The 25,314-nt window shown below is 46.3% G+C and carries 29 protein-coding genes, 1 pseudogene and 1 riboswitch; of the genes and pseudogenes, 23 read left to right on the forward strand and 7 right to left on the reverse strand.

The window, feature by feature from the left end:
* The first annotated feature begins 137 nt into the window (after positions 1 to 137).
* Together G9F48_RS09020 and G9F48_RS09025 are read left to right on the forward strand one after the other, a co-directional pair.
* Complete coding sequence (locus tag G9F48_RS09020; RefSeq protein WP_003151820.1) at positions 138 to 962, forward strand: ABC transporter ATP-binding protein; 825 nt, start codon at positions 138 to 140, stop codon at positions 960 to 962.
* 2 nt (positions 963 to 964) lie between these two features.
* Positions 965 to 1,232 (forward strand): annotated as a pseudogene (locus tag G9F48_RS09025) (YusU family protein).
* A gap of 176 nt (positions 1,233 to 1,408) precedes the next feature.
* On the opposite strand, the gene G9F48_RS09030 reads toward G9F48_RS09025, so the two are convergent.
* A complete protein-coding gene (locus G9F48_RS09030; RefSeq protein ID WP_146284091.1) occupies positions 1,409 to 2,449 on the reverse strand; it encodes a ketopantoate reductase family protein in 1,041 nt (346 codons plus the stop codon).
* Between the two features lie 13 nt (positions 2,450 to 2,462).
* Positions 2,463 to 3,209 carry an acetoacetate decarboxylase gene (locus G9F48_RS09035; RefSeq protein ID WP_165409380.1) on the reverse strand — a complete coding sequence of 249 codons (747 nt, stop codon included), beginning with the start codon at positions 3,207 to 3,209 and terminating at the stop codon, positions 2,463 to 2,465.
* A gap of 121 nt (positions 3,210 to 3,330) precedes the next feature.
* Here G9F48_RS09035 and G9F48_RS09040 point away from each other — a divergent pair, with 121 nt between their 5' ends.
* Positions 3,331 to 4,218: a LysR family transcriptional regulator gene (locus tag G9F48_RS09040; RefSeq protein ID WP_101562408.1), complete on the forward strand. Its 888-nt coding sequence runs from the start codon at positions 3,331 to 3,333 to the stop codon at positions 4,216 to 4,218.
* A 105-nt stretch (positions 4,219 to 4,323) separates the two neighbouring features.
* Here the strand turns inward: G9F48_RS09040 and G9F48_RS09045 are convergent, their stop codons facing one another.
* From G9F48_RS09045 to G9F48_RS09060, 4 genes are all read right to left on the reverse strand, one after another.
* Positions 4,324 to 5,919 (reverse strand): MDR family MFS transporter, encoded by a 1,596-nt coding sequence (locus tag G9F48_RS09045; protein ID WP_007410079.1) that lies wholly within the window; start codon positions 5,917 to 5,919, stop codon positions 4,324 to 4,326.
* Between the two features lie 19 nt (positions 5,920 to 5,938).
* Positions 5,939 to 6,400, reverse strand: a complete 462-nt coding sequence (locus tag G9F48_RS09050) for a MarR family winged helix-turn-helix transcriptional regulator (RefSeq protein WP_003151828.1) — start codon at positions 6,398 to 6,400, stop codon at positions 5,939 to 5,941.
* Between the two features lie 137 nt (positions 6,401 to 6,537).
* Positions 6,538 to 6,870 carry a spore coat protein gene (locus G9F48_RS09055; protein ID WP_003151830.1) on the reverse strand — a complete coding sequence of 111 codons (333 nt, stop codon included), beginning with the start codon at positions 6,868 to 6,870 and terminating at the stop codon, positions 6,538 to 6,540.
* Between the two features lie 11 nt (positions 6,871 to 6,881).
* A complete protein-coding gene (locus G9F48_RS09060) occupies positions 6,882 to 7,139 on the reverse strand; it encodes a hypothetical protein (protein ID WP_003151832.1) in 258 nt (85 codons plus the stop codon).
* An 89-nt stretch (positions 7,140 to 7,228) separates the two neighbouring features.
* Between G9F48_RS09060 and G9F48_RS09065 the strand changes: the two genes are divergently transcribed.
* Entirely contained in the window at positions 7,229 to 8,137 is a 909-nt protein-coding gene (locus G9F48_RS09065; RefSeq protein ID WP_077722805.1) for a proline dehydrogenase family protein, read from the forward strand.
* Between the two features lie 29 nt (positions 8,138 to 8,166).
* On the opposite strand, the gene G9F48_RS09070 is transcribed toward G9F48_RS09065, so the two are convergent.
* Positions 8,167 to 8,307, reverse strand: coding sequence for a YuzL family protein (locus G9F48_RS09070; RefSeq protein WP_165409381.1), 141 nt, complete (start codon positions 8,305 to 8,307; stop codon positions 8,167 to 8,169).
* Between the two features lie 190 nt (positions 8,308 to 8,497).
* Between G9F48_RS09070 and G9F48_RS09075 the strand changes: the two genes are divergently transcribed.
* The 19 genes from G9F48_RS09075 to sufB all read left to right on the forward strand — a co-directional run bounded on the left by G9F48_RS09075 (position 8,498) and on the right by sufB (position 25,281).
* Positions 8,498 to 10,867 (forward strand): 3-hydroxyacyl-CoA dehydrogenase/enoyl-CoA hydratase family protein, encoded by a 2,370-nt coding sequence (locus G9F48_RS09075; RefSeq protein ID WP_165409382.1) that lies wholly within the window; start codon positions 8,498 to 8,500, stop codon positions 10,865 to 10,867.
* A 10-nt stretch (positions 10,868 to 10,877) separates the two neighbouring features.
* Positions 10,878 to 12,053, forward strand: a complete 1,176-nt coding sequence (locus G9F48_RS09080) for an acetyl-CoA C-acetyltransferase (protein ID WP_003151841.1) — start codon at positions 10,878 to 10,880, stop codon at positions 12,051 to 12,053.
* Positions 12,054 to 12,071: 18 nt separating this feature from the next.
* Complete coding sequence (locus tag G9F48_RS09085) at positions 12,072 to 13,856, forward strand: acyl-CoA dehydrogenase family protein (protein WP_021494004.1); 1,785 nt, start codon at positions 12,072 to 12,074, stop codon at positions 13,854 to 13,856.
* Positions 13,857 to 13,969: 113 nt separating this feature from the next.
* A complete protein-coding gene (locus G9F48_RS09090; protein WP_003151843.1) occupies positions 13,970 to 14,326 on the forward strand; it encodes an arsenate reductase family protein in 357 nt (118 codons plus the stop codon).
* Positions 14,327 to 14,385: 59 nt separating this feature from the next.
* Positions 14,386 to 14,769 carry a glycine cleavage system protein GcvH gene (gene gcvH, locus G9F48_RS09095; protein ID WP_003151844.1) on the forward strand — a complete coding sequence of 128 codons (384 nt, stop codon included), beginning with the start codon at positions 14,386 to 14,388 and terminating at the stop codon, positions 14,767 to 14,769.
* Between the two features lie 54 nt (positions 14,770 to 14,823).
* Positions 14,824 to 15,060 (forward strand): YusG family protein, encoded by a 237-nt coding sequence (locus tag G9F48_RS09100; RefSeq protein ID WP_003151845.1) that lies wholly within the window; start codon positions 14,824 to 14,826, stop codon positions 15,058 to 15,060.
* Positions 15,061 to 15,129: 69 nt separating this feature from the next.
* A complete protein-coding gene (locus G9F48_RS09105) occupies positions 15,130 to 15,495 on the forward strand; it encodes a toprim domain-containing protein (RefSeq protein ID WP_007410083.1) in 366 nt (121 codons plus the stop codon).
* A 2-nt stretch (positions 15,496 to 15,497) separates the two neighbouring features.
* Positions 15,498 to 15,818: a thioredoxin family protein gene (locus G9F48_RS09110; RefSeq protein ID WP_003151847.1), complete on the forward strand. Its 321-nt coding sequence runs from the start codon at positions 15,498 to 15,500 to the stop codon at positions 15,816 to 15,818.
* A 96-nt stretch (positions 15,819 to 15,914) separates the two neighbouring features.
* A complete protein-coding gene (locus G9F48_RS09115) occupies positions 15,915 to 16,265 on the forward strand; it encodes an SCP2 sterol-binding domain-containing protein (protein ID WP_003151848.1) in 351 nt (116 codons plus the stop codon).
* 110 nt (positions 16,266 to 16,375) lie between these two features.
* Positions 16,376 to 16,482, forward strand: a riboswitch (SAM riboswitch).
* A gap of 105 nt (positions 16,483 to 16,587) precedes the next feature.
* A complete protein-coding gene (gene metN, locus G9F48_RS09120; RefSeq protein ID WP_003151850.1) occupies positions 16,588 to 17,613 on the forward strand; it encodes a methionine ABC transporter ATP-binding protein MetN in 1,026 nt (341 codons plus the stop codon).
* Positions 17,606 to 18,274 carry a methionine ABC transporter permease gene (locus G9F48_RS09125; protein ID WP_003151851.1) on the forward strand — a complete coding sequence of 223 codons (669 nt, stop codon included), beginning with the start codon at positions 17,606 to 17,608 and terminating at the stop codon, positions 18,272 to 18,274. The genes metN and G9F48_RS09125 overlap by 8 nt, the downstream gene beginning before the upstream one ends.
* Positions 18,275 to 18,287: 13 nt before the next feature.
* On the forward strand, positions 18,288 to 19,103 hold the full coding sequence (metQ, locus tag G9F48_RS09130) for a methionine ABC transporter substrate-binding lipoprotein MetQ (RefSeq protein WP_012118382.1): 816 nt from the start codon (positions 18,288 to 18,290) through the stop codon (positions 19,101 to 19,103).
* 92 nt (positions 19,104 to 19,195) lie between these two features.
* Positions 19,196 to 19,573: a carboxymuconolactone decarboxylase family protein gene (locus G9F48_RS09135; protein WP_411859595.1), complete on the forward strand. Its 378-nt coding sequence runs from the start codon at positions 19,196 to 19,198 to the stop codon at positions 19,571 to 19,573.
* Between the two features lie 192 nt (positions 19,574 to 19,765).
* The gene (locus G9F48_RS09140) at positions 19,766 to 19,918 is read left to right on the forward strand and encodes a hypothetical protein (RefSeq protein WP_003151857.1); all 153 of its coding nucleotides are present in this window, start codon (positions 19,766 to 19,768) and stop codon (positions 19,916 to 19,918) included.
* A gap of 176 nt (positions 19,919 to 20,094) precedes the next feature.
* Positions 20,095 to 20,880: a Fe-S cluster assembly ATPase SufC gene (gene sufC, locus G9F48_RS09145; RefSeq protein ID WP_003151872.1), complete on the forward strand. Its 786-nt coding sequence runs from the start codon at positions 20,095 to 20,097 to the stop codon at positions 20,878 to 20,880.
* A 17-nt stretch (positions 20,881 to 20,897) separates the two neighbouring features.
* Entirely contained in the window at positions 20,898 to 22,211 is a 1,314-nt protein-coding gene (sufD, locus tag G9F48_RS09150) for a Fe-S cluster assembly protein SufD (protein WP_003151874.1), read from the forward strand.
* Complete coding sequence (sufS, locus tag G9F48_RS09155) at positions 22,211 to 23,431, forward strand: cysteine desulfurase SufS (protein ID WP_007410089.1); 1,221 nt, start codon at positions 22,211 to 22,213, stop codon at positions 23,429 to 23,431. The genes sufD and sufS overlap by 1 nt, the downstream gene beginning before the upstream one ends.
* Positions 23,421 to 23,864 carry a Fe-S cluster assembly sulfur transfer protein SufU gene (gene sufU, locus G9F48_RS09160; protein ID WP_003151877.1) on the forward strand — a complete coding sequence of 148 codons (444 nt, stop codon included), beginning with the start codon at positions 23,421 to 23,423 and terminating at the stop codon, positions 23,862 to 23,864. The genes sufS and sufU overlap by 11 nt, the downstream gene beginning before the upstream one ends.
* 19 nt (positions 23,865 to 23,883) lie before the next feature.
* Entirely contained in the window at positions 23,884 to 25,281 is a 1,398-nt protein-coding gene (gene sufB, locus G9F48_RS09165) for a Fe-S cluster assembly protein SufB (RefSeq protein ID WP_003151878.1), read from the forward strand.
* The last annotated feature ends 33 nt before the right edge of the window (positions 25,282 to 25,314 follow it).

Genomic DNA, 25,314 nt, shown 5'->3' on the forward strand with positions numbered 1-25,314 from the left:
TTGCCCAAAACTAATTGATAATGATATTCAGAGTCATTAATTTCTGTTACAATATAATCATGATCTCACGTTGAATGTTTAGGCAATTTGTTTATATACATAGTGTTGGGAAACTCAAAAAAGGAGCGGTTAGCGGTATGAGTGCAATTTCTACAGAGACGCTGAGCTTAGGGTACGGAGAGACTGTTATCATTGACGAATTGGATGTCGCGATTCCAAAAGGCGAAATCACTGTATTGATCGGAAGCAACGGCTGCGGAAAATCGACGCTTTTACGTTCATTGGCCCGGCTGATGAAACCGAGGGGCGGTTCTGTGCTTTTAGAAGGAAAAGCTATCGCTAAGCTTCCGACGAAGGAAGTGGCAAGAGAGCTCGCTATTTTGCCGCAGAGTCCGTCAGCTCCCGAAGGCCTGACGGTGCATCAGCTTGTGAAGCAGGGAAGATACCCTTATCAAAGCTGGCTGAAGCAATGGTCCAAAGAGGACGAAGACGCAGTCACAAAAGCGCTAAAAGCGACGAAGCTTGAGGAAATGGCCGACCGTCCTGTGGATTCCTTGTCAGGCGGACAGCGCCAGCGTGCATGGATTGCGATGACACTCGCTCAGGATACGGATATCATTCTGCTTGACGAGCCGACAACTTATCTCGACATGACGCATCAAATTGAAATTCTTGATTTGCTGTTTGAATTAAATGAAAAAGAAAAACGCACAATCGTCATGGTGCTGCACGACCTCAATCTGGCATGCCGTTATGCCCATTATCTGGTCGCCATTAAGGATAAACAGATTTACGCAGAGGGCCGTCCCGAAGAAGTCATCACTTGCGAGCTTGTACAGCAGGTCTTTGCGATGAACTGCCAGGTAACGCAAGATCCGCTGTTCGGCACGCCGCTTTGCATTCCGCACGGACGCGGCAGATGTATCGTGCAGGAAGCGGCCCTCACCGCCCGATTGTCATAATCATGAAAAAGGGAAGGGAACGGTATGGAAGAGAAACTGCAGCAGCAGCTGGACGGCCTGCTTGAGAAATACACGGAACTATTGCTTGGCGAAACAAACCCGGATGTAAAGGAAGAAGTCAGGCAGTGGATTTTGTATACACATATCGCAAAAAGCATGCCTCCGCTCGTCAAACATTGGAATCAATCCTACCCGGACGCCAAAGAGGGCATCAAAGCTGCGATACAGCACATTAAACAGCTCAATGAAGCTCACAGAAAAAAACAATAAAAAGCTTTCGGCATCAAAGAGAGGTGCCGGAAGCTTTTTTTGCTGAAAAGGAATCAATAAAGGCGCCGTTCAATTCATAACGAAGAACTTTTATGTAACTAACACACCCATTTGTTTACTTGCTGAACCAAGAAAAAAGGACTGCCGCAGCAATCCCTTTCTCTCTTTCCTATATATCACATTTCCTTTCGGATACGTAATAACTCTTCATAGGCTTTTATATTTGTATCAAAATTGGGCACTGTTTGAGATTCCTCGGCACATTTGACTTGTGCTACAACCAAATCATGAAAAGGTGTTGAAATTCCAGTACCTTCTGCCATTTTGGGAATAACTCCATTAATATAATCAATTTCAGTTTTACGTTTTTTCTCAAGATCCTGAAGCATACTTGCTCTTAAAAGCCTGGATGGTTCCATGGCTGCCCTAAATGTTTGAATACGTTCAGGAATCTCATTTTCACTTCTTAATTCCAAAGATTCTAAATCAAGGCCGCCCATTTTCGCAAATTTGACACCATTGGCGTGTCCAACCTTAATCGTCTCATCTGCGATATGAACTGCGCTGACAATGCCGATTTCATGGTCAAGAATGTCTCCGTATTCTCCGTTTAATGCTGCCGATAAACCACTGAACGCATTATTGATAAGTAATTTTGACCACTTCGTTCCAACTAAATTATCGGAAATATGTGTTCCGCCGATAAGGTCTAAAACCGATTTAATACGCTGGATTCTTTCTGTTGTTTCACCATTTAATTCTCCAATTTGAAAAGCGTACTCTTTAAATTGAGTATACTCAGTTGTAAGTCTGGATACGCCTGGTTCAATAAACGTAGCACCAAATTCAACAGAACCCGCAATAACACGTTCATCACCAACGATCGAAGCAACTTTCTGTTCAGGTATACCGTTTTGCAAGGAACATACTACACTGTCATCCTTTAAAAAAGGCAGTAACTCTTTAAGAATGGAGTCATTATATAATTGTTTCGTCAGAAGTAATATGAAATCATACTTGCCTGACTTGTTTTCAGGGGTAATGGCTTTTACCTTTGCCTGAAATGCCGTTGTACCAACTACTTTAGCACCTATTTGATTTAAAGTATCTACATGTTCTTTGTATGAATCAATCAATTCGACATCCATTCCGCCAGCAGACAGATATGCTCCAACTATGGTTCCTAAAGAACCTGCTCCTAAAATTGCAATTCTCATTGTAAACGTCTCCTTATTTTTCCTCTAAGTATTTATAAACCGGCTGTGCTGCATTTAAGGTTAAATCCGTAATAATATGAGATGCTGATAAGACTTCTAATACAGGCAAATCTGCAAGAGGCGCCAGAGCATGTTCAAATAATTGAAGCCGCGCCGGTCCAGACCAGGCACCTTTAACTTCTATATTCGTTATTTGCGTCCGCACCAAATCGCAAACCCTTAAATCACCATTGTAATCAGTAGCAATCTTAACCATAAAATTAGGTCGGCAAATTTCCCTTTTCGCTTTTTCCTTGTCCATTTCGAAATGTTTATATCCCATAGTCGCAGCTGCCACACGAAGACTGCCATAATCTAATGTGCCAACGAGAGTATCAGAGTCTATATACAGCTTAGGGGCGCCCAATTTCTTTGGATATGCAGTAAGTTCCCGTCCGCTTGCAATAGCCGGGAAATTGTCTACATACATAGAATGTACATAATCTCCTTCTTCACCATTAAAGCTGACAGGGATGACTTGTCCCGCCTCTGTATAGGCACCAAGTCCGGAAACATCGGGCATCCGCATCACTTCGAATTTCACTAAAGGTTCAGTAATTTCAAGAGGTTCCGGCACTGCCGCACGTAAAGCTTTTTCATCCGTTCGGTAAATAATATTTAAATATTCACGGTTAACAAATTTATAATTTGGGATAGGATAAGCAGGAGCCGTTAGCGGTGTATTTAAATTTTTTGCTATATCTTTCACATCAATTTTCATTGCATGACACCCTTTCCTTTTCTTTAACTATGCTATTATCTTACATCCGCATTTACATTTAATATAATACATAATAAGTTATATATATATTTATTGAAATAAATGAGGGGGATGCAGACAGATGGAATTGCTGCAGCTAAAATACTTTCAGACAGTTGCCTATACTGAGCATATTTCTAAAGCAGCAGAACAATTAAAGATTGCCCAGCCTTCTTTAAGTCTCACTATAAAAAGACTTGAGAATGAACTGGGAACAGCTTTGTTTGAGAGAAAAGGCAGAAATATTAAGCTGAGTTCATCAGGGAAAATTCTTTTAAAACATGTAAACAGGATTTTTACTGAGATTGAAAATGCACAAACGGAAATTCAATTGGAGGAACATCAAATGTCTGACACCATAAGAATATCTATTTCCAATCCAAGATTCCTTGCAGGACTGATGAGTGAATATATCAACCGCTCCCCTCAATCAAAAATTCTCCAAGCCATCGGAGTTAAAAGCGGGATCATAACAAGTTTAAAAAAAGGGGACATTGATTTAGGAATAACAGGTCATCCGATTCAAGATGAAGAGATAGAGAGTTGTGTGCTGGTAAATGAAGATATTGTTCTGGCTTTGCCCTCAAACCACCGATTTACGGGTAAAACCGAAATTTCTTTACGTCTTGTCGCCGATGAACCATTTATTACCCTTGCTAATAATGAAGAGTATAGCGGTTTTACAGCCTCGCTTTGTGAAAAAGCCGGTTTCACCCCAAATATTGCATTTGAGGCGGATTCTCATTTACTTGTCGAGATTATAAAGCTGGATCGAGGTGTTGCGTTGCTTCCTATTTCAGTTTGCAGAACATTGGGGCTGAATTTTATAAAAGTGACTGATCACTCTGCTTCATATCCAGTCGGCTTATCTTGGATGAGACATAGGCTGTTATCTTCTTCGGTAAGAAATTTTCGTGACTTTATTATGTCGTACTATAAAGATAACGATGAAATGTTTAAGGTTTATTAAATAATTTTCACCCCCGATTTCCAATGAGGCGGAAGACTGGTCATTCGGAAACGGAGAGGCCAAGATGATATAAAAAAATCCCGCGGCATCCGCGGGATTTTTTTGTTAAACGGCTTTCGCCTTTTCTTCTTGTTTGCCTGTCTTTTTGTTTGTCAGCTTAATTGATTTAACAAACAGCGTGAGGATCAATCCGGCAGCGATAAAGGCCAGACCTGTGAAAAACACGCTGTGAAGCGAATCCATCAGTGACGTTTTCAAAACCGGCACGATATGGGAAGAAAATGCGGCCGGAATCTGCTTAATCGATTCCTGACTGAATAAGGATTGAAGCAGCCCTTCAGGATTCTTGTCAATCATCCCTTTAAACTGGGCGGCAAAGGCACTTGCCTGTTTCGGGAGTGAATCTAAGTAAGGCACCAGTCTGTCGGTTAAAAGGCTTCCTGATCTGGCATTCATGACAGCGCCGAGCACCGTAATGCCGAACGTTCCCCCGATCATCCGGAAAAATTGGCTTGATGAAGTCACAACGCCCAGCTCTTCTTTTGAAAACGTTTCTTGCAGAGCGAGTGTGAGAAGCGGCATGACAAGCCCCATTCCCAGACCGATCACGGCCATATAGCATGTAGCCGCGAGCTTGCTTGTATCCAGCTGCAAGGTCGTTAATAAGAAGAAGCCGACGGCCATGATCAGCATGCCGATCATGATTTGCGGTTTAATACCGATCTTATAAACCAGCTGGCCTCCGATAATACTTGTGATAATCATAGATACCATCATCGGCGTCATAATCGTGCCGGACGCGGTGGCGCTGACTCCGATAATTCCCTGCATAAAGAAAGGAACGAACGTAACGGCGCCGAACATGCCGATACTCATGAAAAACCCGATCAGATTCAGTACGGTAAACGTTCTGTTTTTAAACAGGTACATCGGCAGAATCGGTTCTTTTGCCTTGATTTCAGCGAAAATGAAGCCGACAATCCCGGCAAGCGCAAGCGCAAAGAGACCGAGAATCTGCCAAGAGCCCCATGCGTAATCCTTTCCTCCGAAGCTGAGCGCGAGGAGGAGGCTGACGATTCCGACGATCATTGTGAAAATGCCGGCGATGTCAAAGTTAATCGGCCCAGTCTGTTTTCTGCCTTGAAGTCCTCTTGCGATAAAGATCACGGCTAAAATTCCGACTGGCAGGTTGATATAGAAAACCCATTTCCAATTTAAAGAGTCAACAATCCAGCCCCCGATTTGCGGGCCGATAACGGAAGCAAGCCCGTAAATCGCCCCGAAAAGCCCTTGGAACTTGGCACGCTGTTTCCCTGTGAACAAATCCCCGATGACGATCATGGCCATCGGCATCATGACACCGCCGCCGATTCCCTGAAGTCCGCGGAAAATAATCAGTTCCGTCATGTTGCTGGCCATTCCGCACAGTGCGGAAGCTCCCATAAAAATCAATAAACCTGACACATAAACGACGCGGCGCCCCAATAAATCTGCAAGTTTCCCCGCAATCGGAACGATCGTCGTCGAAGTTAAAAGATATGCCGTGGTCAGCCACGTCATCATACTTAATCCCCCGAGGTCACCCACGATTTTAGGAATCGCCGTTCCTACGATGGTGCCGTCAAGGGCTGAGAAAAACATGGCGATGATTAAGCCCGTTATTAATAATGTGCGTTTTGGATCTTTCTTTTCAATGCTCATGTTTCGGCAGCTCCTCTTTCTATTCGTTTTCTTTTTGATCAGCCGCGTATTTCTCGGCGGCTTCCGCTACTTTGCGGATGATGTTCACGGACTGAATCAGTTCGTCGTCAGTCAGAACGGACAGGTTTCGCGCCAGTATCGCTTTCCGTCCTTCCACAACATCTTCGAATTTTGTTTCGCCTTTTTTGGTCAGGCTGATGTCGATGACGCGTCTGTCCTGCTGGTTATGTTTGCGGACGATAAGTCCTTTTTGTTCGAGGCGGTCGGCCATCAGCGTCACTGCGCTCGGCTTTACCTCCATGCGTTCCGCAATTTCGGAAACTTTGCAGCTCCCGTGTTTTTTCAGGCTGGCTAAAACAAATAATTGGGCAGGCGTCACCTCGTGTTTTGCCATGCTTTCCACCATTTCAGGCTGTATGTTTTGCAGCAGCGTCTGAAGAGATTTCTGGATGTCAGACACATATTGATCCGCGTTTTTCATAACTCCTCCTCATCTTGTTCCTCGAGAAAATAATTAACATTAGTTAAATATAAATAAGGATTAATGATAAGTCAATCTTTTTGTGCAAAAATAAAAAAGGATTGATGCTTGGCGAAAACATCAAATCCTTCTTCGTTTTACTGCTGGTAGGGAGACTGCTGCTGAATGGTCTGCCGGAACTTCTGATACGATTGCTGAAGCTTTTGGGTATCGGCTGCTTCAATGGAATACCAGCCATTTTGAAACATCACATCGTATAATCTTCTTTGCGCTTTTTGTGACTCATCGAAAATCGCCTGAATATCTTGATAAAGAGACTCGTGGCTGAACTCGTGCAGGGCTGTGCAATATGAAGCCGTGATGTATTTTTCTGTCGTCAGCAGCTCATTGACCAAGTCTCTATCATTCATTTGCGCCGTATTGGGCACGGGCGTTTGCGGATTCGTGATTTTTTGATTTTGCTGTTCCATGTATTGTCCTCCTATTGCATGTAGCCTGTTGTTGTCTGTCCGCCTTGATCGGGGTTCAAGCGGCCCAATATGTGCTGATAATGCTTCTCATGCATCCGGCCGATCTGATCAAGCTCTTGTTTTAACGTCTGATTCTGGCAGTGTTCCGCCATAAAATGCGCTTTTTTCATGGCAAGCAGATTCCAGTTCAGCATGTCCTCAAGATACAAATGGTCTTTCGTTGAGATGACGGCAGGCGGCAAGTTTCCGTGCTGCTCTTGGTTGTTCATATAAACGCCTCCTTCAATTCTGTTCTTTTTAGCTTTCTCTGCGATCGGAAATTCATACACGAATAAAAGAAAAAGGAGGGAGTTCATCCTTGCTGCGGAGTATATGTTTATTTTTGTCGAAAAATAAAATGCTTACAAAATTCGCCCAGGCTTACGGAATCCGCTTCGGCGCGGGAAGGTTCGTTGCAGGGGAAACGCTCACGGAAGCTGTGAAAACGGTAAAGCGGCTGAACCAAAAAGGGCTGTCGGCTTCGATTGATTATCTAGGTGAATATGCGGGTTCAGAGAAGGATGCGAAAAGGACGGCGGAAGAATGTAAAAAAGCAATCAGGGCGATTGCCGAGAATCAACTGGATTGTGAGCTGTCGCTGAAATTAACATCCATCGGTCTGGATATTTCCGAGGAACTCGCGGAACAGCATGTCAGAGACATATTGACGGAGGCAAAAGAACGCGGCGTGCCTGTAACGATTGATATGGAGGACTATTCAAGATGCGGCCGTACGCTTGAGCTGTATAAGCGGTGCAAGCCGGATTTTCCGATGCTCGGCACCGTCATTCAGGCTTATTTGTACCGGGCAGCTGAAGACATCAGCGGTCTGATGCCATATAAGCCGCGGCTCAGGCTTGTAAAAGGCGCTTATAAAGAATCGGCGGCCGTTGCGTTCCCTGATAAAAAAGCAACCGATCTTCATTTTCAGCAGCTGATTAAGCTGCAGCTTTTGAGCGGCCATGAAACGGCGGTGGCAACACATGATGATGACATCATTTCTTATACGAAAACACTCATCAGCGAGCATCAGATTCCACGGGAGCAGTTTGAATTCCAAATGCTGTACGGCATCAGAACGGAGCGCCAGAAGGAGCTTGCCGAAGAAGGATACAGGATGAGGGTGTATGTCCCGTACGGCACCGATTGGTACGGGTACTTGATGAGAAGAATTGCCGAGCGCCCGGCAAATGCGGCGTTTGTGCTGAAAGGAATCTTCAAAAAATAACGGCTGCTCCAAAAAGCAGCCGCAGTATGTTATTCCATGTTGTCTTTTTTATATTGCTGATTTTGGCTCGTCCGTTTGCCGCCGCCGTATTTTTGCCTCGGTCCCGCATTTCCTTTCATGCTGGCCGCGCTCACTGCGGCAGAAGACGGATCTTTTCTCCCTCGCACCATTCCCTTCACCTCCGGGTTTAAGTTTCCCGCCCGCGCCATGGAACATGCGGAAGCCGAAAAATTTAAAAAAATTCCATATTTGCTATTGAAGTCATCCTGAAAATCTTTTAAGATGAAAGAAGAAAAGGGTTTCATTTTTTTTGCCGAAAAAATGAATGACTATTCATTCAAAGTTCAAGGGGGATGACTCATGCACAAGTTTATAAAGAAAGCAGCCGTTCTCGGATCAGGCGTCATGGGGTCCGGAATTGCCGCGCACTTGGCTAACATCGGAATTCCCGTCCTGCTGCTTGATATTGTGCCAAACGAGCTGACAAAGGATGAGATGAAAAAAGGGCTGACATTAGAAAGCCCGGAGGTCCGCAGCAGACTGAGCCGATCGGCTATGCAAAAGCTGCTGAAGCAAAAACCGGCGCCGCTGACTTCGGCTGCCAATCTCGACTATATAACGGCGGGGAATTTGGAAGATGACGCAGCTCAATTGAAGGATGCTGATTGGATTATTGAAGTCGTCGTCGAAAATCTTGACGTAAAAAAACAGATTTTCTCACTCGTTGATGAATACCGGAAACCGGGAAGCATCGTGTCGAGCAATACGTCCGGTATCTCCGTCACAAAAATGGCGGAAGGCCGATCTGCCGATTTTAAAGCTCATTTCTTAGGAACCCATTTCTTTAATCCGGCCCGCTACTTAAAGCTTCTGGAAATCATTCCGATTCAGGAAACAGATCCTGACGTTCTGGAGTTTATGACTTCATTTGCAGAAAACACGCTTGGGAAAGGTGTCGTCATCGCAAAAGACACGCCTAACTTTATCGCCAACCGCATCGGTACGTACGGCCTCCTGGTCACGGTAAGAGAAATGCTTTCTTCCGGCTGCCGCATCGGCGAGGTGGACACGGTGACCGGGCCTTTGATCGGCAGACCGAAAAGCGCGACCTTCAGAACCCTTGACGTTGTGGGGCTTGATACTTTCGCTCATGTGGCAAAAAATGTGTATGATAAAGCCGACGGCGCTGAAAAAGACATGTTTAAGCTTCCTGAATTTATGAATGACATGCTGAAAAACAATTGGCTGGGCAGCAAATCAGGCCAAGGATTTTACAAAAAAGAAGGTAAAACAATATATGAACTCGATCCGCTGACCATGACATACGGTGAGCGCTCGAAAATGAAGACGCCCGCTTTAGAAGCCGCCAAACAGGCAAAGGGTGCCAAAGGCAAAATGAAAGCGCTTGTATATTCCGATGACCGCGCCGGACGCCTGCTTTGGAATATCACATCGCAAACACTCTTATACTCAGCCCGGCTTTTAGGTGAGATCGCTGATGATATCAAAGCAATTGATGACGCCATGAAATGGGGCTTCGGATGGGAGCTCGGACCGTTTGAGATGTGGGATGCCATCGGCGTCAGAAAATCAGCGGAGCGGCTCGAAGAAGAAGGCGCAGCACTCCCCGGCTGGGTGAAAGAAATGCTTGATCAGGGTCATGAAACATTTTATATGAAGGAAAACGGAACACAATTTTATTATTCAGACGGCCAATACAGGGCTGTGAAAGAAAATCCGAAACGGATCAGCCTGCAGACGTTTAAAGAAACAAAAGGCGTTATCACTAAAAACAGCGGCGCAAGTCTGATTGATCTCGGCGATGATATCGCGCTGCTGGAATTTCATACGAAAAGCAACGCGATCGGCTTAGACATTATTCAGATGATTGACAATGCGCTTGAGGAAACGGAGCGGAATTATAAAGGTCTTGTCATCGGTAACCAAGGCAGACATTTCTGCGCGGGAGCAAACCTTGCGATGATTTTAATGGAAGCCCAGGATGATAACTTCATGGAAGTCGATTTTGTCATCCGCCGTTTTCAGCAGACGATGCTGAACATCAAATACAGCGCTAAACCCGTTGTAGCGGCGCCATTCGGGATGACACTCGGCGGCGGTACGGAAGTCTGTCTCCCGGCGGCACGCGTTCAGGCGGCGAGCGAATCGTATATGGGTCTCGTTGAAACCGGCGTCGGTCTTATTCCGGGCGGCGGAGGAAACAAAGAGCTGTACATGAATTATTTGGACGGCGGAAGTGAACTGATGGACGCAGCGATTAAAACCTTCGAAACAATCGCGCTTGCCAAGGTGTCCGGTTCGGCACACGAAGCCCGTGACATGAAGATTTTGTCTGCGGCAGACCGTGTCAGCATGAATCAGGATCACCTGCTGCACGATGCGAAACAGCTGGCTGCTTCCTTATATGACAGCGGATACCGTCCGCCTGCCCGCAAAAAAGTGAAAGTCACCGGAGAAACCGGCTGTGCGGCATTACTGCTCGGAGCAGACCAAATGAGACGGTCGGGTTATTTATCCGATCACGATATGAAGATTGCGAAGAAGCTGGCCCATGTCATTGCCGGCGGAAGAGTCCCGTTCGGCACGGAGGTTTCAGAAGAATATTTACTCGAGATTGAAAGAGAAGCCTTTTTAAGCCTCGCTGGCGAGGCGAAATCTCAAGCGAGAATGCAGCATATGCTCGTCAAAGGCAAACCTTTACGGAACTAGGAGGGTGTTTATGAGAGAAGCAGTCATTGTGGCCGGTGCGAGAACCCCGGTCGGTAAAGCGAAAAAAGGATCGCTTGCAGCCGTTCGTCCTGATGATTTAGGCGCGCTTTGTGTAAAAGAAACGCTGAAACGGGCTGGCGGCTATGAAGGAAATATCGATGACTTAATTATCGGATGTGCAACACCTGAAGCCGAACAAGGATTAAATATGGCGCGGAATATCGGTGCGCTGGCGGGGCTTCCTCATACGGTGCCGGCCATTACGGTGAACCGCTACTGCTCTTCCGGACTCCAGTCCATCGCTTACGGTGCGGAAAAAATTATGATCGGCGCGGGCGACACCGTAATCGCCGGCGGTGCGGAATCCATGTCGCAAGTTCCGATGATGGGGCATGTGACACGGCCGAATATCGCTTTGGCGGAGCATGCGCCTGAGTATTACATGAGCATGGGGCATACGGCGGAGCAGGTCGCCGAAACGTACGGCGTATCCAGAGAAGACCAGGATGCATTTGCAGTCCGCAGCCATCAGAATGCCGCAAAAGCCCTTAAGGAAGGGAAATTCAATGACGAAATCGTGCCGGTTGAAGTATCGCTGACAGAAGTCGGGGATGACCATAAGCCGCGGAAAAAACAATTTACCTTTTCTCAGGATGAAGGCGTGCGCCCCGGCACATCGGCTGACGTCTTGGCGAAGCTCCGCCCGGCTTTTTCTAAAACGGGAACCGTGACGGCCGGGAACTCTTCACAAACGAGTGACGGCGCGGCGGCTGTCATGCTGATGGATCGCGAAAAAGCTTCGTCGCTCGGATTGGCGCCGCTAGTCAAATTCCGTTCCTTTGCCGTAGGCGGCGTTCCCCCTGAGGTAATGGGGATCGGTCCGATTGAAGCCATTCCGCGGGCGCTCAAGCTTGCCGGGCTCGAATTACAGGATATCGGGCTTTTTGAATTGAATGAGGCCTTTGCTTCACAGGCCATTCAAGTCATCAGATCGCTCGGGATAGATGAAGAAAAGGTGAACGTCAACGGAGGCGCCATCGCGCTCGGACATCCGCTCGGATGCACGGGGACGAAGCTGACCCTGTCACTTATACATGAAATGAAACGGAGAAACGAGCAATTCGGCGTGGTGACGATGTGCATCGGAGGCGGCATGGGCGCTGCCGGCGTATTTGAACTCATTTAAACAAAGGGGGAAACGAACATGAAACAGGAAACGGTCAACGTCAAAAAAGGCGGCAGCTTTCTGATTGAAGAGACGGGATATGATCAAATATTCACTCCGGAGGACTTTACAGACGAACATAAAATGATCGGCAAAACGACAGAAGACTATGTCGTAAACGATGTCCTTCCTTATATCGATGAAATTGAAAACCATCAGTTTGAGCATTCGGTCAGACTGCTGAAAAAAGCCGGGGATCTCGGCCTCCTCGGAGCAGACGTGCCTGAAGAGTACGGCGGAATCGGCCTGGATAAAATCAGTTCAGCCTTCATTACGGAAAAGTTTTCACGTGCCGGCAGCTTTTCGCTATCTTACGGCGCTCACGTCGGTATCGGCTCATTGCCGATCGTGTTCTTCGGAACGGAAGAACAGAAAAAAAACTATTTGCCGGACTTGGCTTCAGGACAAAGAATCGCGGCATACGCCTTAACTGAGCCCGGTTCAGGTTCAGATGCCCTCGGCGCGAAAACGACGGCTGTTTTGAATGAAGCGGGCACACACTATATTCTTAACGGGGAAAAGCAATGGATTACAAACTCCGCCTTTGCAGATGTCTTTGTCGTCTACGCTAAAGTGGACGGAGATAAGTTTTCCGCATTTATCGTAGAAAAGAACTATCCGGGCGTATCAACGGGACCGGAAGAGAAAAAAATGGGGATTAAGGGTTCATCGACAAGAACGCTGATTTTAGATCAGGCGGAAGTCCCGAAAGAAAATCTTCTCGGCGAAATCGGAAAAGGCCATGTCATCGCCTTTAATATCCTGAATATCGGGCGCTACAAGCTTGCCGTCGGCACAATCGGCGCTTCAAAACGGGTGATTGAGCTGTCTGCCGCTTATGCAAACCAGCGCCGGCAATTTAAAACACCGATCTCAAGCTTCACGCTCACTCAGGAAAAGCTTGCGACGATGTCAGCCCGGCTTTACGCCATGGAGAGCTCTGTATACAGAACAGTGGGCTTATTCGAAGATAATATGAGCAGACTGACGGAAGAGGAGCAAAAAGACGGACGCGAAGTCGCGAAGTCAATCGCCGAGTACGCGATAGAATGCTCGCTCAACAAAATGTGCGGTTCTGAAACGCTTGATTACATTGCCGACGAAGGGGTTCAAATTCACGGCGGTTACGGATTTATGCAGGAATATGAAGTGGAGCGCGCCTATCGCGACTCAAGAATCAACAGGATTTTTGAAGGCACAAATGAAATCAACCGCCTGATCGTAACGAGCACGTTTCTGAAAAAAGCCGTAAAAGGTCAGCTGCCGCTCTTTGAAAAAGCAAAAGCGCTCCAAGAAGAACTCATGATGCTGATGCCTGAAGAGCCGGGCTCAGAACCTCTTGAACAGGAAAAATACATTGTCAGACAGGCGAAAAAGATCGCCCTCTTGACAGCGGGTCTCGCGGCGCAGAAATACGGCAAAGAGATCGAAGGCGAGCAGGAAATCATGGTGAACATTGCCGATATTGTCAGCGCGCTGTATGCTTTGGAATCTGCCGTCCTCAGAACGGAAAAAGCAATTGCGGCGGACGGTGCCGAAAAAGCCGCGCAGAAGCTGTTATATACGGAAATCTTTGCCCAGGAAGCCCTTCAGAACATTGAAGCGCACGCCAAAGAATCACTGATCGCCATGGAGGAAGGAGATTCCCTCCGCATGATGCTTTCCGTGCTGCGCAAACTGACGCGCCTGACGCCGAAAAACCTCATTCAGAAAAAACGTGAAGCGGCAGCAGCCGTCTTCCGTGAAGAAAAATATACAGTCTGATCACATGCTGAAAGCGCTCCTTCATCAGGGGCGCTTTTTCATGAAGCAACGTTATAGGTTTTTACAAGTGATTGTGTTAAAATAACGACGATCATTTACAAGGGGTGAAGAAGATGTCGTTAAATTTTTACTGGTACCCTAAATGCGGAACGTGCCGTAATGCGAAAAAATGGCTGGAAGACCGCGGTAAGGAAATAAACGAAATACATATCGCGGAGGAAACTCCGTCGAAAGAAGAAATTAAAGACCTCTATGAAAAGAGCGGTCTTGAGCTGAAAAAGTTTTTCAACACGAGCGGAATGAAATACCGCGAGCTGAACTTAAAGGAAAAACTGTACCATATGTCAGAGGATGAACAGCTTGAACTCCTTGCATCAGACGGTATGCTCCTGAAACGCCCGATTACGACAGACGGCGAAAAAGTCACTGTCGGCTTTAAAGAAGACCAATTCGAAAAATATTGGATGTAATGCCAGGTTCAAAGAATTATGGTATCTTCTTATTATAAGAAAAAAATGGAGGGATTTAGATGAGCACACCGAAAGATATGCGTTATTCCAAAGAGCACGAATGGGTCAAAGTTGAGGACGGAAAAGCCCGTATCGGGATTACACATTTCGCGCAAGCCGAACTTGGCGACATCGTATTTGTCGAGCTTCCGGAAGTCGGCGCCGAAATTAAAGCGGACGAGCCATTCGGCAGCGTGGAATCCGTCAAAACCGTATCCGAACTGTACGCACCGATTAACGGAACGGTGACGGAAGTGAACGAAGACCTTGATGACAGTCCTGAATTCGTAAACGAGTCTCCGTATGAAAAAGCGTGGATGATCGTCGTGGAACCGGCTGATGCTGAAGAAATCGAAAACCTCATGACTTCTGAGCAATATGACGAAATGACACAGGAAGACTGATCGGATAGCAAAGGGGCCATTTGGACACTCTATCTGTAACGGGAGGTGTCTAAAATGGCTTTTGATAAACAAAAGGTCGATGTGACGGAGAACGTCACGGGCCGCTTTCAAAACGGCCGATTTTCCTTGTTTCATGAAAATGAAGCCATCGGCGAGATGACAGGCATGGACCAGTACGAGCTCAAACAGGGCTTTTCATTTGAAAATCAAAAATTTTATAAAACAGCCGATGTCATAAACGGCAGCGATCCGAAATATGTCGATTGCGATTATGAGAATGGCTGGTGTTAACAGTTGGCGGTGAATTTCACTGCCTTCTTTTTCAATCTGACGCTAAAACAATCGGCAGGTGACGCGCTTATGTACAACGGAGATGAAAAGGTCATTATCGTAGAAGGAAAATCTGATAAAATCAAAGTCAGGGAAGTGCTCATCGAACCCGCGGAAATCGTCTGTACAAACGGGACAATCGGCCAAACCGAACTGGAAGATTTGGCGGACCGCCTGTTTGACAGAGACGTCTATATTTTAACGGACGCAGATGACTCCGGAGAAAAACTAAGAAAACAGCTGAAACGGGAGCTTCCCGAAGCGCGCCATATTTATATAGACAGAACATACAGGCAAGTCGAGTCGTGCCCGGGCCATCATCTCGCATCTGTGCTGATCAGAGCCGGCTTTGATGCTGACACTGTATTTTTGAAAAAGAACGACCTGAGGTGGTAATCATGAAAGAACTCCAAGAAAATGAACTCGAATCGATTCAGGATGACGTTTATCTCCTGTATTTGTACACCCCGTTTTGCGGCACATGCCAGCTGGCGTCCAAAATGCTTACTGTCGTCGAAGAAATGCTGCCCGGCGCCGCCTTCTATAAAAACAACGTGAATTATTCCCCCGCATTCGCCAAAGCCTATCAGATTGAAAGCGTTCCGTGCTTTTTGCTGTTTAAAGGCGGAGAGCTTGTTGAGAAAGGATACGCCTTCCGCTCCGTTTCCTATTTATATGAGCTGATTAAACAAAAAACATCGCAAACGTTCCCGATGTGACAATATTTACAGGAAAATGTCGTGCGGTTTATAAAGGGTTCTGTCCGTTAAAAAGAGAAAGTGTATGTATGGCCATTAAAACGGGAGGTTATACGAGTGGAGAAAATAGAAGTTTCAGAGAATGACGGACAGCATCTGTTTTTGAAACCGCTATTAAACGCCTCAACGCTGCTGATTACATTCCAAGGAGAAACAGAAGCCTTAACGGTCTCAATTAACGGACAGGGAGAAATGAGAAAAACGTCGGCTTCAAAGGAAAAATCTAATTTGACCTTTTACGGAAACCAGACGGAAATCATCCATCTCCTGCATGGTGATGTCTCTTTGCAAAAGCTTATCCAAAGCGGAAAACTCAAAGTGAAAGGATCATTCAGAGCCCTGCTGAAGCTGGAGGCCATCCTCTGGCTGACAAACGGATTTTTTCAGGCGATCAGTAAACGGCCGTAACTGCCAATCTACTATGTGACAATAGCTTCCAATATTTATTTTATTGACTTTTTATCATTCGCCGTGCTATTCTACAGTAAGAATTTCCGGACGAAAATACGATATGTTTTCTCTTATCAAGAGAGGTGGAGGGAAGTGCCCTATGAAGCCCGGCAACCATCAACAATGTTGAAATGGTGCCAATTCACTCGAAGCGGTCTGCTTTGAAAGATGAGAGAAAGGCCTTTTTCAATAAGCCTTTCTGCTCATTTTTGCAGAAAGGCTTTTCTTTTGCGGAGAAACCCGGAAGATTTCTTAGAATAGTGTAAGGCGGGTGATTGCTTTGATCCATCTTCAAAATGTTTCAAAAATTTACAAAGCGAAGCATGGGGATGTCAATGCTGTCCAAGATGTCACTCTTGATATCAAAAAGGGCGAAATATTTGGAATTATAGGATATAGCGGAGCTGGTAAAAGTTCCTTAATCCGTCTCCTGAACGGCCTTGAAAAGCCGACGTCGGGAACCGTGGAAGTCGCGGGGACGGAATTAAATAAAGTAAGCAGCCGCGGGCTGAGAAAAGCGCGCCAGGAAATCAGCATGATCTTCCAGCATTTTAACCTTTTGTGGTCGCGCACCGTCCGGGAGAACATTATGTTCCCGCTGGAAATCGCCGGCGTGAAAAAAAGCGAACGGGTCCGCCGCGCTGATGAATTGATTAAACTGGTCGGATTAGAGGGGAAAGAAAAATCTTATCCGTCGCAGCTGAGCGGCGGTCAAAAGCAGCGTGTCGGCATCGCCCGGGCGCTCGCCAATAATCCGAAAGTCCTTCTGTGCGATGAAGCGACATCAGCGCTCGATCCGCAGACGACCGATTCAATTTTGGATCTTTTATCCGATATAAATGACAGACTCGGTCTGACGATCGTGCTCATTACCCATGAAATGCACGTCATCCGAAAAATCTGCAACAGAGTCGCCGTCATGGAAAACGGGAAAGTCGTTGAAGAAGGCGAAGTACTCCAAGTTTTCAGAAACCCGCGCGAACCGATGACCAAGCGTTTCGTTCAGCAGGTGACAGAACCGGAAGAGACGAAAGAAACCATCCAGCATTTTCTGCAGGAAACAGCGACAGGGAAAACGATTCAGCTTTCATTTGTCGGGCAGGCCGCCGAGCAGCCCCTCATTACGGAAATGATCCGAAACTTTGATGTGGACGTCAATATTCTGCAGGGGAAAATTTCACAGACGAAGGACGGAGCCTACGGTTCATTATTCATTCATATTGACGGTCAGGAAAAAGAAGTAGAAAACGTGATCCGGTTCATCAAAGACAAACAGGTAGAAGCAGAGGTGATCACAAATGTTTGAAAAATGGTTCCCGAACGTTGATATAACCGAGCTCTGGACGGCCACATACGAGACCCTTTATATGACGGTCATCGCTTTAGTTTTTTCATTTATCATCGGAGCGATTCTCGGTCTTCTGCTCTTTTTAACGGGCAAGGGAAGCTTATGGGAAAATAAAATCATTAACACCGTGATTGCGGCGGTCGTTAATATTTTCAGGTCTATTCCGTTTCTTATTTTAATTATTCTGCTTCTCGGCTTTACTAAGATTTTGGTCGGATCGATTTTAGGACCGAATGCCGCATTGCCGGCGCTGATTATCGGCTCCGCGCCGTTTTACGCCCGTCTTGCGGAAATTGCGCTCCGGGAAGTCGATAAAGGAGTCATCGAAGCTGCCAGATCAATGGGAGCAAAGACATCGACGATTATTTTCAAAGTGCTGATTCCTGAATCAATGCCTGCGTTAATTTCAGGCATCACCGTGACGGCCATCGCCCTGATCGGATCTACCGCCATTGCCGGCGCCATCGGTTCAGGCGGACTCGGAAACCTTGCATATGTAGAAGGCTACCAGTCCAATAATACGGATGTAACGTTTGTAGCGACAGTATTTATACTCATCATCGTCTTTATCATTCAGATTATCGGTGATGTAATTACAAATATAATAGACAAAAGATAAGGGAGGATTTACATTGAAAAAGATTGTATTAAGTGCGCTGCTGCTTGTGTTCGCGGGAGTTTTAGCCGCCTGCGGATCAAACGGCTCGAATAAAAAGGAAATCGTTGTCGCCGCGACAAAAACACCGCATGCTGAAATTTTAAAAGAAGCGGAACCGCTCTTGAAGGAAAAAGGCTACACATTAAAAGTAAAAGTGCTGAACGATTACAAAATGTACAACAAAGCGTTAGCTGATAATGAAGTGGATGCGAACTACTTCCAGCACGTTCCTTACCTTGAACAGGAAATGAAAGAAAATAAAGATTACAAACTCGTGAATGCCGGAGCCGTTCACCTTGAGCCATTCGGAATTTACACGAAAAAATATAAATCACTGAAAGACCTGCCTAAAGGCGCGACCATCATCATGACTAACAATGTCGCTGAACAAGGCCGTATGCTGGCGATGCTTGAAAAAGCCGGACTGATCACACTTGATCCGAAGGTAAAAACGATTGAAGCGACTACGAAAAACATTACGAAAAACCCGAAAAACCTGACATTCAAAAAAATCGCCCCTGAATTAACGGCGAAAGCATATAATGAAGAAGAAGGCGATGCAGTCTTCATTAACGTCAACTATGCGATTCAAAACAAACTGAATCCGTTAAAAGATGCGATTCAAGTGGAATCAACGAAAAACAACCCGTACGCAAACATCATCGCCGTACGCAAAGGTGACGAAAAATCAGAGAAAATCAAAGCGCTTATGGAAGTGCTTCACTCTAAGAAAATCAAAGACTTTATTGAGAAAAAATACGACGGAGCCGTGCTTCCCGTATCTGAATAAAGCGAAAACCCCGGATGATCCATCCGGGGTTTTTTTCGGGTATTAATCGGAGAACTGTCCATAATAAAAAGGAAGGTTAACGATTGGAGGGAATGGCAGTGGCTCAATACCAGGATAACGGAAAAAGCGTGCATGACGCATTGAAACAATATAAAGAAGGTTTAGGCATATTCGAGCAAAAAATGCCGATGATGGGGCGGAAGTTTAATGAATTTACTGAGCAGTGTTTCTTAGCGGATTCATTAACTGAAAAAGAGAAACAATTAATCGCTCTGGGCATCAGCATCAGCGCTCAAGATGAATTTTGCATGATTTATCATACGAAGGGCTGCCTTGACCAAGGGGCCACAGAAGAAAACATCCTTGAGGTCATCAGCGTCGCGGCGGCATTCGGGGGCGGCGCGGCTCTCAGTCAGGGAGTGACCCTCGTGCAGCAGTGTATTCAGGAATTCGGACATACGACGCATTAGAATGAGCAATCGTGTGAATACCGTTTTTCAGATAAAGCGAGCGCCGGTTTCCGGCACATTCGAAAGGATTCAGGGGCACACACTCTTTGGCCGGAGCAGCGGATCATTGTTACAATAGAAACAAATATATGAAGGGATTGATTCATTATCTGCACCAGCCACGAGAGACTGGACCTTGACTATACGCCTGAAATGGAAAAAGCGATGCAGAAGTCACACGGCATCGGCTACGAGGAATACGGACGGCGTCTTTCAAAAAGGATGGAAGTCGAACGGCAGAGGGAGCTTGAATATCAAAAAAGCAAGTTCCTCGCAGCGCAGCTTAATGAGAAAATCGGTCAGTAAAAAAGGGTGGATTTCCGCCCTTTTTCTGTTTCAAACAGCTTTAATTACGCCTTGATCTTTGATAAACTTTAGGAATGTTCCGGGTAATATAAAAAGTTGTATTTACTTTTCATTTGTTATAAAATTAGAATGAGAATAAATTGAGAATAATGATTATATATTTTGGAGGTATAGATATGGCTGCTTCAACATTAACGATCAAGGATCTTCACGTTGAAATCGAAGGAAAAGAGATCTTAAAAGGTGTAAACCTTGAAATAAAAGGCGGCGAATTCCACGCTGTCATGGGGCCGAACGGTACCGGTAAATCCACGCTCTCAGCAGCGATTATGGGACACCCGAAATACGAAGTTACAAAAGGCAGCATCACGCTTGACGGCAAAGATGTACTGGAAATGGAAGTGGACGAGCGCGCTCAGGCGGGTCTTTTCCTTGCGATGCAGTATCCAAGCGAAATCAGCGGTGTGACAAATGCCGATTTCCTTCGCTCTGCGATTAACGCACGCCGTGAAGAAGGCGATGAAATTTCTCTTATGAAATTCATCCGCAAAATGGACGAAAACATGGAGTTCCTTGAAATGGACCCTGAAATGGCGCAGCGTTACCTGAACGAAGGTTTCTCAGGCGGGGAGAAAAAACGCAACGAAATCCTTCAGCTTATGATGATCGAGCCGAAAATCGCCATTCTTGACGAGATCGATTCAGGTCTTGATATTGATGCGCTTAAAGTCGTTTCTAAAGGAATCAACAAAATGCGCAGCGAAAACTTCGGCTGCTTAATGATCACTCACTATCAGCGCCTTCTGAACTACATCACGCCTGATGTCGTTCACGTTATGATGCAGGGACGCGTAGTGAAATCCGGCGGCGCGGAGCTTGCACAGCGCCTTGAAGCGGAAGGTTATGACTGGATTAAACAAGAACTAGGCATTGAAGACGAAACTGTAGGCCAAGAAGCGTAAGCGTTAGGGGGATAATCATGACATTGGAAACGAAACTATCCGTAGATCAGGAATATGTCAAAGGCTTTTCCGAAAAGCATCAAGAACCTGCCTGGCTGAAAAACCTGCGCTTACAGGCTCTTGAAAAAGCTGAAGATCTGCCGCTGCCTAAGCCTGATAAAACAAAAATCACAAATTGGAACTTTACAAAGTTCAACAAGCATACAGTAGAAAACGCGCCGCTTGCTTCTTTAGAAGATTTAGCTGATGAAGCAAAAGCGCTGATCGATATCGAAAACGAAGACAAAACATTATATGTGCAGCGTGACCAAACGCCAGCTTTCCTTTCTCTTTCCAAAGAACTGAAAGACAAAGGCGTCATTTTCACGGACATCTTAACGGCTGCCCGTGAGCACAGCGACCTCGTTGAGAAGTATTTCATGAAAGACGGCGTTAAGGTCGACGAACATAAACTGACTGCGCTTCATGCGGCATTAATGAACGGCGGGGCATTCCTTTATGTTCCTAAAAACGTTCAGGTGGAGACGCCTGTTCAGGCCGTTTACGTTCATGAAAGCAATGACACGGCATTGTTCAACCACGTGCTGATCGTCGCTGAAGACCACAGCTCCGTCACTTACGTTGAGAACTACATCAGCACGGTGAATCCGAAAGAAGCGGTATTCAACATTATCAGTGAAGTGGTCACAGGTGATAATGCCAGCGTGACGTACGGCGCTGTTGACAACCTGTCAGCAGGTGTCACAACATACGTCAACCGCCGCGGAGCCGCGCGCGGACGCGACAGCAAAATCGAGTGGGCGCTCGGACTGATGAACGACGGCGACACGATTTCTGAAAATACGACAAACCTCTACGGAGACGGCACATACGGCGATACGAAAACCGTAGTTGTCGGAAGAGGAGAACAGACGGAAAACTTTACGACGCAGATCATCCACTTCGGTAAGGCTTCTGAAGGTTATATCCTGAAGCACGGAGTCATGAAAGATGCCGCATCTTCCATCTTTAACGGAATCGGCAAAATCGAGCACGGCGCGTCTAAAGCAAACGCTGAACAGGAATCCCGCGTCCTGATGCTGAGTGAAAAAGCACGCGGAGATGCAAACCCGATTCTCTTAATTGATGAAGACGATGTAACTGCAGGACATGCGGCATCTGTCGGCCGTGTGGATCCGATCCAGCTTTACTACTTAATGAGCCGCGGAATTCCGAAAGAAGAAGCGGAGCGCTTAGTCATTTACGGATTCCTTGCTCCGGTGGTAAAAGAGCTTCCGATTGAAGGAGTTAAGAAACAGCTCGTCTCCGTCATCGAAAGGAAAGTAAAATAATGAATATCACCGATATTCGTGAACAGTTCCCGATCCTTCATCAGCAAGTGAACGGACATGACCTCGTGTACCTTGACAGCGCGGCGACTTCCCAGAAGCCGCGTGCTGTCATTGAAGCAGTGGATCAGTATTACAGCAAATACAATTCCAATGTTCACAGAGGCGTTCATACTCTTGGCACGAGAGCGACAGACGGCTATGAAGGTGCGCGTGAAAAAGTCCGTAAGTTTATCAATGCGAAGTCAATGGCTGAGGTCATTTTCACAAAAGGTACGACAACTTCACTGAATATGGTGGCGCTGAGCTATGCCCGCGCCAGCTTAAAACCCGGTGATGAAGTGGTCATCACCCAAATGGAGCATCATGCGAATATCATTCCGTGGCAGCAGGCAGTAAAAGCAACCGGCGCGACTTTAAAATATATCCCGATGCAGGAAGACGGCACGCTTTCGCTGGACGACGTCCGGCAGACTGTCACAAGCCATACGAAGATCGTGGCAGTCGCTCATGTGTCAAACGTGCTCGGCACGATCAACCCGATAAAAGAGATCGCCAAAATCGCTCATGACAATGGCGCGGTCATCGTGGTGGACGGGGCGCAGAGCACACCGCACATGAAAATCGACGTTCAGGACCTGGATTGCGACTTCTTCGCGCTTTCTTCCCATAAAATGTGCGGCCCGACGGGAATCGGCGTGCTGTACGGCAAGAAAGAACTGCTTGAGAATATGGAGCCGGCCGAATTTGGCGGCGAAATGATCGACTTTGTAGGGCTTTATGAATCAACTTGGAAAGAGCTTCCGTGGAAATTTGAAGCAGGCACGCCGATTATCGCAGGCGCGATCGGATTGGGAGCCGCGATTGATTTTCTTGAAGAGATCGGACTCGACGAGATTTCCCGGCATGAGCATAAGCTTGCAGCCTATGCGCTTGACCGTTTCGAGCAGCTGGACGGCGTGACGGTATACGGTCCGAAAGAGCGGGCGGGACTTGTGACATTTAATCTTGATGAGGTTCACCCTCATGATGTCGCGACTGTCCTCGATGCTGAGGGCATTGCGGTCAGAGCCGGCCATCACTGCGCCCAGCCGCTCATGAAATGGCTGGATGTATCTGCTACTGCGAGAGCGAGTTTTTATCTGTATAATACAGAGGAAGAGATCGATAAGCTCGCGGAAGCCCTCCAAAAGACAAAGGAGTACTTTACAAATGTCTTTTAATGCAAATTTAGATACATTATACAGACAAGTGATCATGGATCATTACAAAAATCCGCGCAACAAAGGGGTTTTGGATGACAGCATCGTCGTCGATATGAACAACCCGACTTGCGGCGACCGGATCAGACTGACAATGAAGCTTGACGGCGATACCGTTCAGGAAGCGAAGTTTGAAGGGGAAGGCTGTTCCATCTCCATGGCTTCAGCTTCCATGATGACGCAGGCGATTAAAGGAAAAGATATTGATACCGCCCTTTCCATGTCTAAGATTTTCTCAGACATGATGCAAGGGAAAGAGTATGACGACTCAATAGATCTCGGGGATATTGAAGCCCTTCAAGGCGTTTCGAAATTCCCGGCCCGGATTAAATGTGCCACCCTTTCATGGAAAGCACTTGAAAAAGGAGTCGCTGGCGAAAAAGGCGGCAATTAAAAGATTGGAGTGAAAATGGATGGCTAAAAAAATGCCTGAAATTGGTGAATACAAGTACGGTTTTCACGATAAGGACGTTTCCATTTTCCGTTCAGAGCGCGGATTGACAAAAGAAATCGTAGAAGAAATTTCACGCATGAAAGAAGAGCCTCAATGGATGCTCGATTTCCGCCTGAAATCTCTTGAGCATTTCTACAATATGCCGATGCCGCAGTGGGGCGGGGATTTAAACTCTTTAAACTTTGACGAAATTACGTATTACGTAAAGCCGTCTGAGCGTTCAGAGCGTTCTTGGGATGAAGTGCCTGAGGAAATTAAACAGACATTCGACAAACTCGGTATTCCTGAAGCTGAGCAAAAATACCTTGCCGGTGTTTCTGCACAGTACGAATCTGAGGTTGTGTACCACAACATGAAAGAAGATCTTGAAGCGCAAGGCATTGTCTTCAAAGACACAGACAGCGCGCTGAAAGAAAATGAAGACATTTTCCGCGAGCACTGGGCGAAAGTTATCCCGCCGACTGATAACAAGTTTGCGGCGCTGAACTCAGCTGTTTGGTCCGGCGGATCTTTCATCTATGTGCCTAAGGGCGTGAAGGTTGAAACACCGCTTCAAGCTTACTTCCGCATCAACTCTGAAAACATGGGTCAGTTCGAACGTACGCTGATCATCGTTGACGAAGAAGCAAGCGTTCATTACGTAGAGGGCTGTACGGCTCCTGTGTACACAACAAACTCGCTTCACAGCGCGGTTGTTGAAATCATCGTTAAAAAAGGCGGCTACTGCCGTTATACAACAATTCAAAACTGGGCGAACAACGTTTACAACTTAGTAACGAAACGTACGGTTTGTGAAGAAAACGCGACAATGGAATGGGTTGACGGAAACATCGGTTCTAAATTGACGATGAAATATCCGGCTGTCATTCTGAAAGGTGAGGGCGCGCGCGGCATGACGCTCTCTATCGCTCTTGCGGGCAAAGGACAGCATCAGGACGCAGGTGCGAAAATGATTCACCTTGCACCGAATACGTCATCCACAATCGTATCAAAATCGATTTCGAAACAGGGCGGAAAAGTAACATACCGCGGTATCGTCCACTTCGGACGGAAAGCGGACGGCGCCCGTTCAAACATCGAGTGTGATACGCTCATTATGGATAACAAATCAACTTCTGATACAATCCCTTACAATGAAATCCTGAACGACAACATTTCATTGGAGCACGAAGCGAAAGTATCAAAAGTTTCTGAAGAACAGCTTTTCTACTTGATGAGCCGCGGTATTTCTGAAGAAGAAGCAACAGAAATGATCGTTATGGGCTTCATCGAGCCATTCACAAAAGAACTTCCGATGGAATACGCCGTTGAAATGAACCGTTTGATTAAGTTCGAAATGGAAGGTTCTATCGGTTAATAGTAAAACCCCGCCATATGGCGGGGTTTTTTT

This window comes from Bacillus sp. EKM420B (genome assembly GCF_011065565.1).
GTDB lineage: Bacteria > Bacillota > Bacilli > Bacillales > Bacillaceae > Bacillus > Bacillus velezensis.

Bases quoted from the DNA above. Each gene is read 5' to 3' on its own strand.
- G9F48_RS09020 (WP_003151820.1), top strand. From the start codon at position 138: ATGAGTGCAATTTCTACAGAGACGCTGAGCTTAGGGTACGGAGAGACT.
- G9F48_RS09030 (WP_146284091.1), bottom strand. From the start codon at position 2,449: ATGAGAATTGCAATTTTAGGAGCAGGTTCTTTAGGAACCATAGTTGGA.
- G9F48_RS09035 (WP_165409380.1), bottom strand. From the start codon at position 3,209: ATGAAAATTGATGTGAAAGATATAGCAAAAAATTTAAATACACCGCTA.
- G9F48_RS09040 (WP_101562408.1), top strand. From the start codon at position 3,331: ATGGAATTGCTGCAGCTAAAATACTTTCAGACAGTTGCCTATACTGAG.
- G9F48_RS09045 (WP_007410079.1), bottom strand. From the start codon at position 5,919: ATGAGCATTGAAAAGAAAGATCCAAAACGCACATTATTAATAACGGGC.
- G9F48_RS09050 (WP_003151828.1), bottom strand. From the start codon at position 6,400: ATGAAAAACGCGGATCAATATGTGTCTGACATCCAGAAATCTCTTCAG.
- G9F48_RS09055 (WP_003151830.1), bottom strand. From the start codon at position 6,870: ATGGAACAGCAAAATCAAAAAATCACGAATCCGCAAACGCCCGTGCCC.
- G9F48_RS09060 (WP_003151832.1), bottom strand. From the start codon at position 7,139: ATGAACAACCAAGAGCAGCACGGAAACTTGCCGCCTGCCGTCATCTCA.
- G9F48_RS09070 (WP_165409381.1), bottom strand. From the start codon at position 8,307: ATGGTGCGAGGGAGAAAAGATCCGTCTTCTGCCGCAGTGAGCGCGGCC.
- G9F48_RS09075 (WP_165409382.1), top strand. From the start codon at position 8,498: ATGCACAAGTTTATAAAGAAAGCAGCCGTTCTCGGATCAGGCGTCATG.
- G9F48_RS09080 (WP_003151841.1), top strand. From the start codon at position 10,878: ATGAGAGAAGCAGTCATTGTGGCCGGTGCGAGAACCCCGGTCGGTAAA.
- G9F48_RS09085 (WP_021494004.1), top strand. From the start codon at position 12,072: ATGAAACAGGAAACGGTCAACGTCAAAAAAGGCGGCAGCTTTCTGATT.
- G9F48_RS09090 (WP_003151843.1), top strand. From the start codon at position 13,970: ATGTCGTTAAATTTTTACTGGTACCCTAAATGCGGAACGTGCCGTAAT.
- gcvH (WP_003151844.1), top strand. From the start codon at position 14,386: ATGAGCACACCGAAAGATATGCGTTATTCCAAAGAGCACGAATGGGTC.
- G9F48_RS09100 (WP_003151845.1), top strand. From the start codon at position 14,824: ATGGCTTTTGATAAACAAAAGGTCGATGTGACGGAGAACGTCACGGGC.
- G9F48_RS09105 (WP_007410083.1), top strand. From the start codon at position 15,130: ATGTACAACGGAGATGAAAAGGTCATTATCGTAGAAGGAAAATCTGAT.
- G9F48_RS09110 (WP_003151847.1), top strand. From the start codon at position 15,498: ATGAAAGAACTCCAAGAAAATGAACTCGAATCGATTCAGGATGACGTT.
- G9F48_RS09125 (WP_003151851.1), top strand. From the start codon at position 17,606: ATGTTTGAAAAATGGTTCCCGAACGTTGATATAACCGAGCTCTGGACG.
- G9F48_RS09135 (WP_411859595.1), top strand. From the start codon at position 19,196: ATGGCAGTGGCTCAATACCAGGATAACGGAAAAAGCGTGCATGACGCA.
- G9F48_RS09140 (WP_003151857.1), top strand. From the start codon at position 19,766: ATGGAAAAAGCGATGCAGAAGTCACACGGCATCGGCTACGAGGAATAC.
- sufC (WP_003151872.1), top strand. From the start codon at position 20,095: ATGGCTGCTTCAACATTAACGATCAAGGATCTTCACGTTGAAATCGAA.
- sufD (WP_003151874.1), top strand. From the start codon at position 20,898: ATGACATTGGAAACGAAACTATCCGTAGATCAGGAATATGTCAAAGGC.
- sufS (WP_007410089.1), top strand. From the start codon at position 22,211: ATGAATATCACCGATATTCGTGAACAGTTCCCGATCCTTCATCAGCAA.
- sufU (WP_003151877.1), top strand. From the start codon at position 23,421: ATGTCTTTTAATGCAAATTTAGATACATTATACAGACAAGTGATCATG.
- sufB (WP_003151878.1), top strand. From the start codon at position 23,884: ATGGCTAAAAAAATGCCTGAAATTGGTGAATACAAGTACGGTTTTCAC.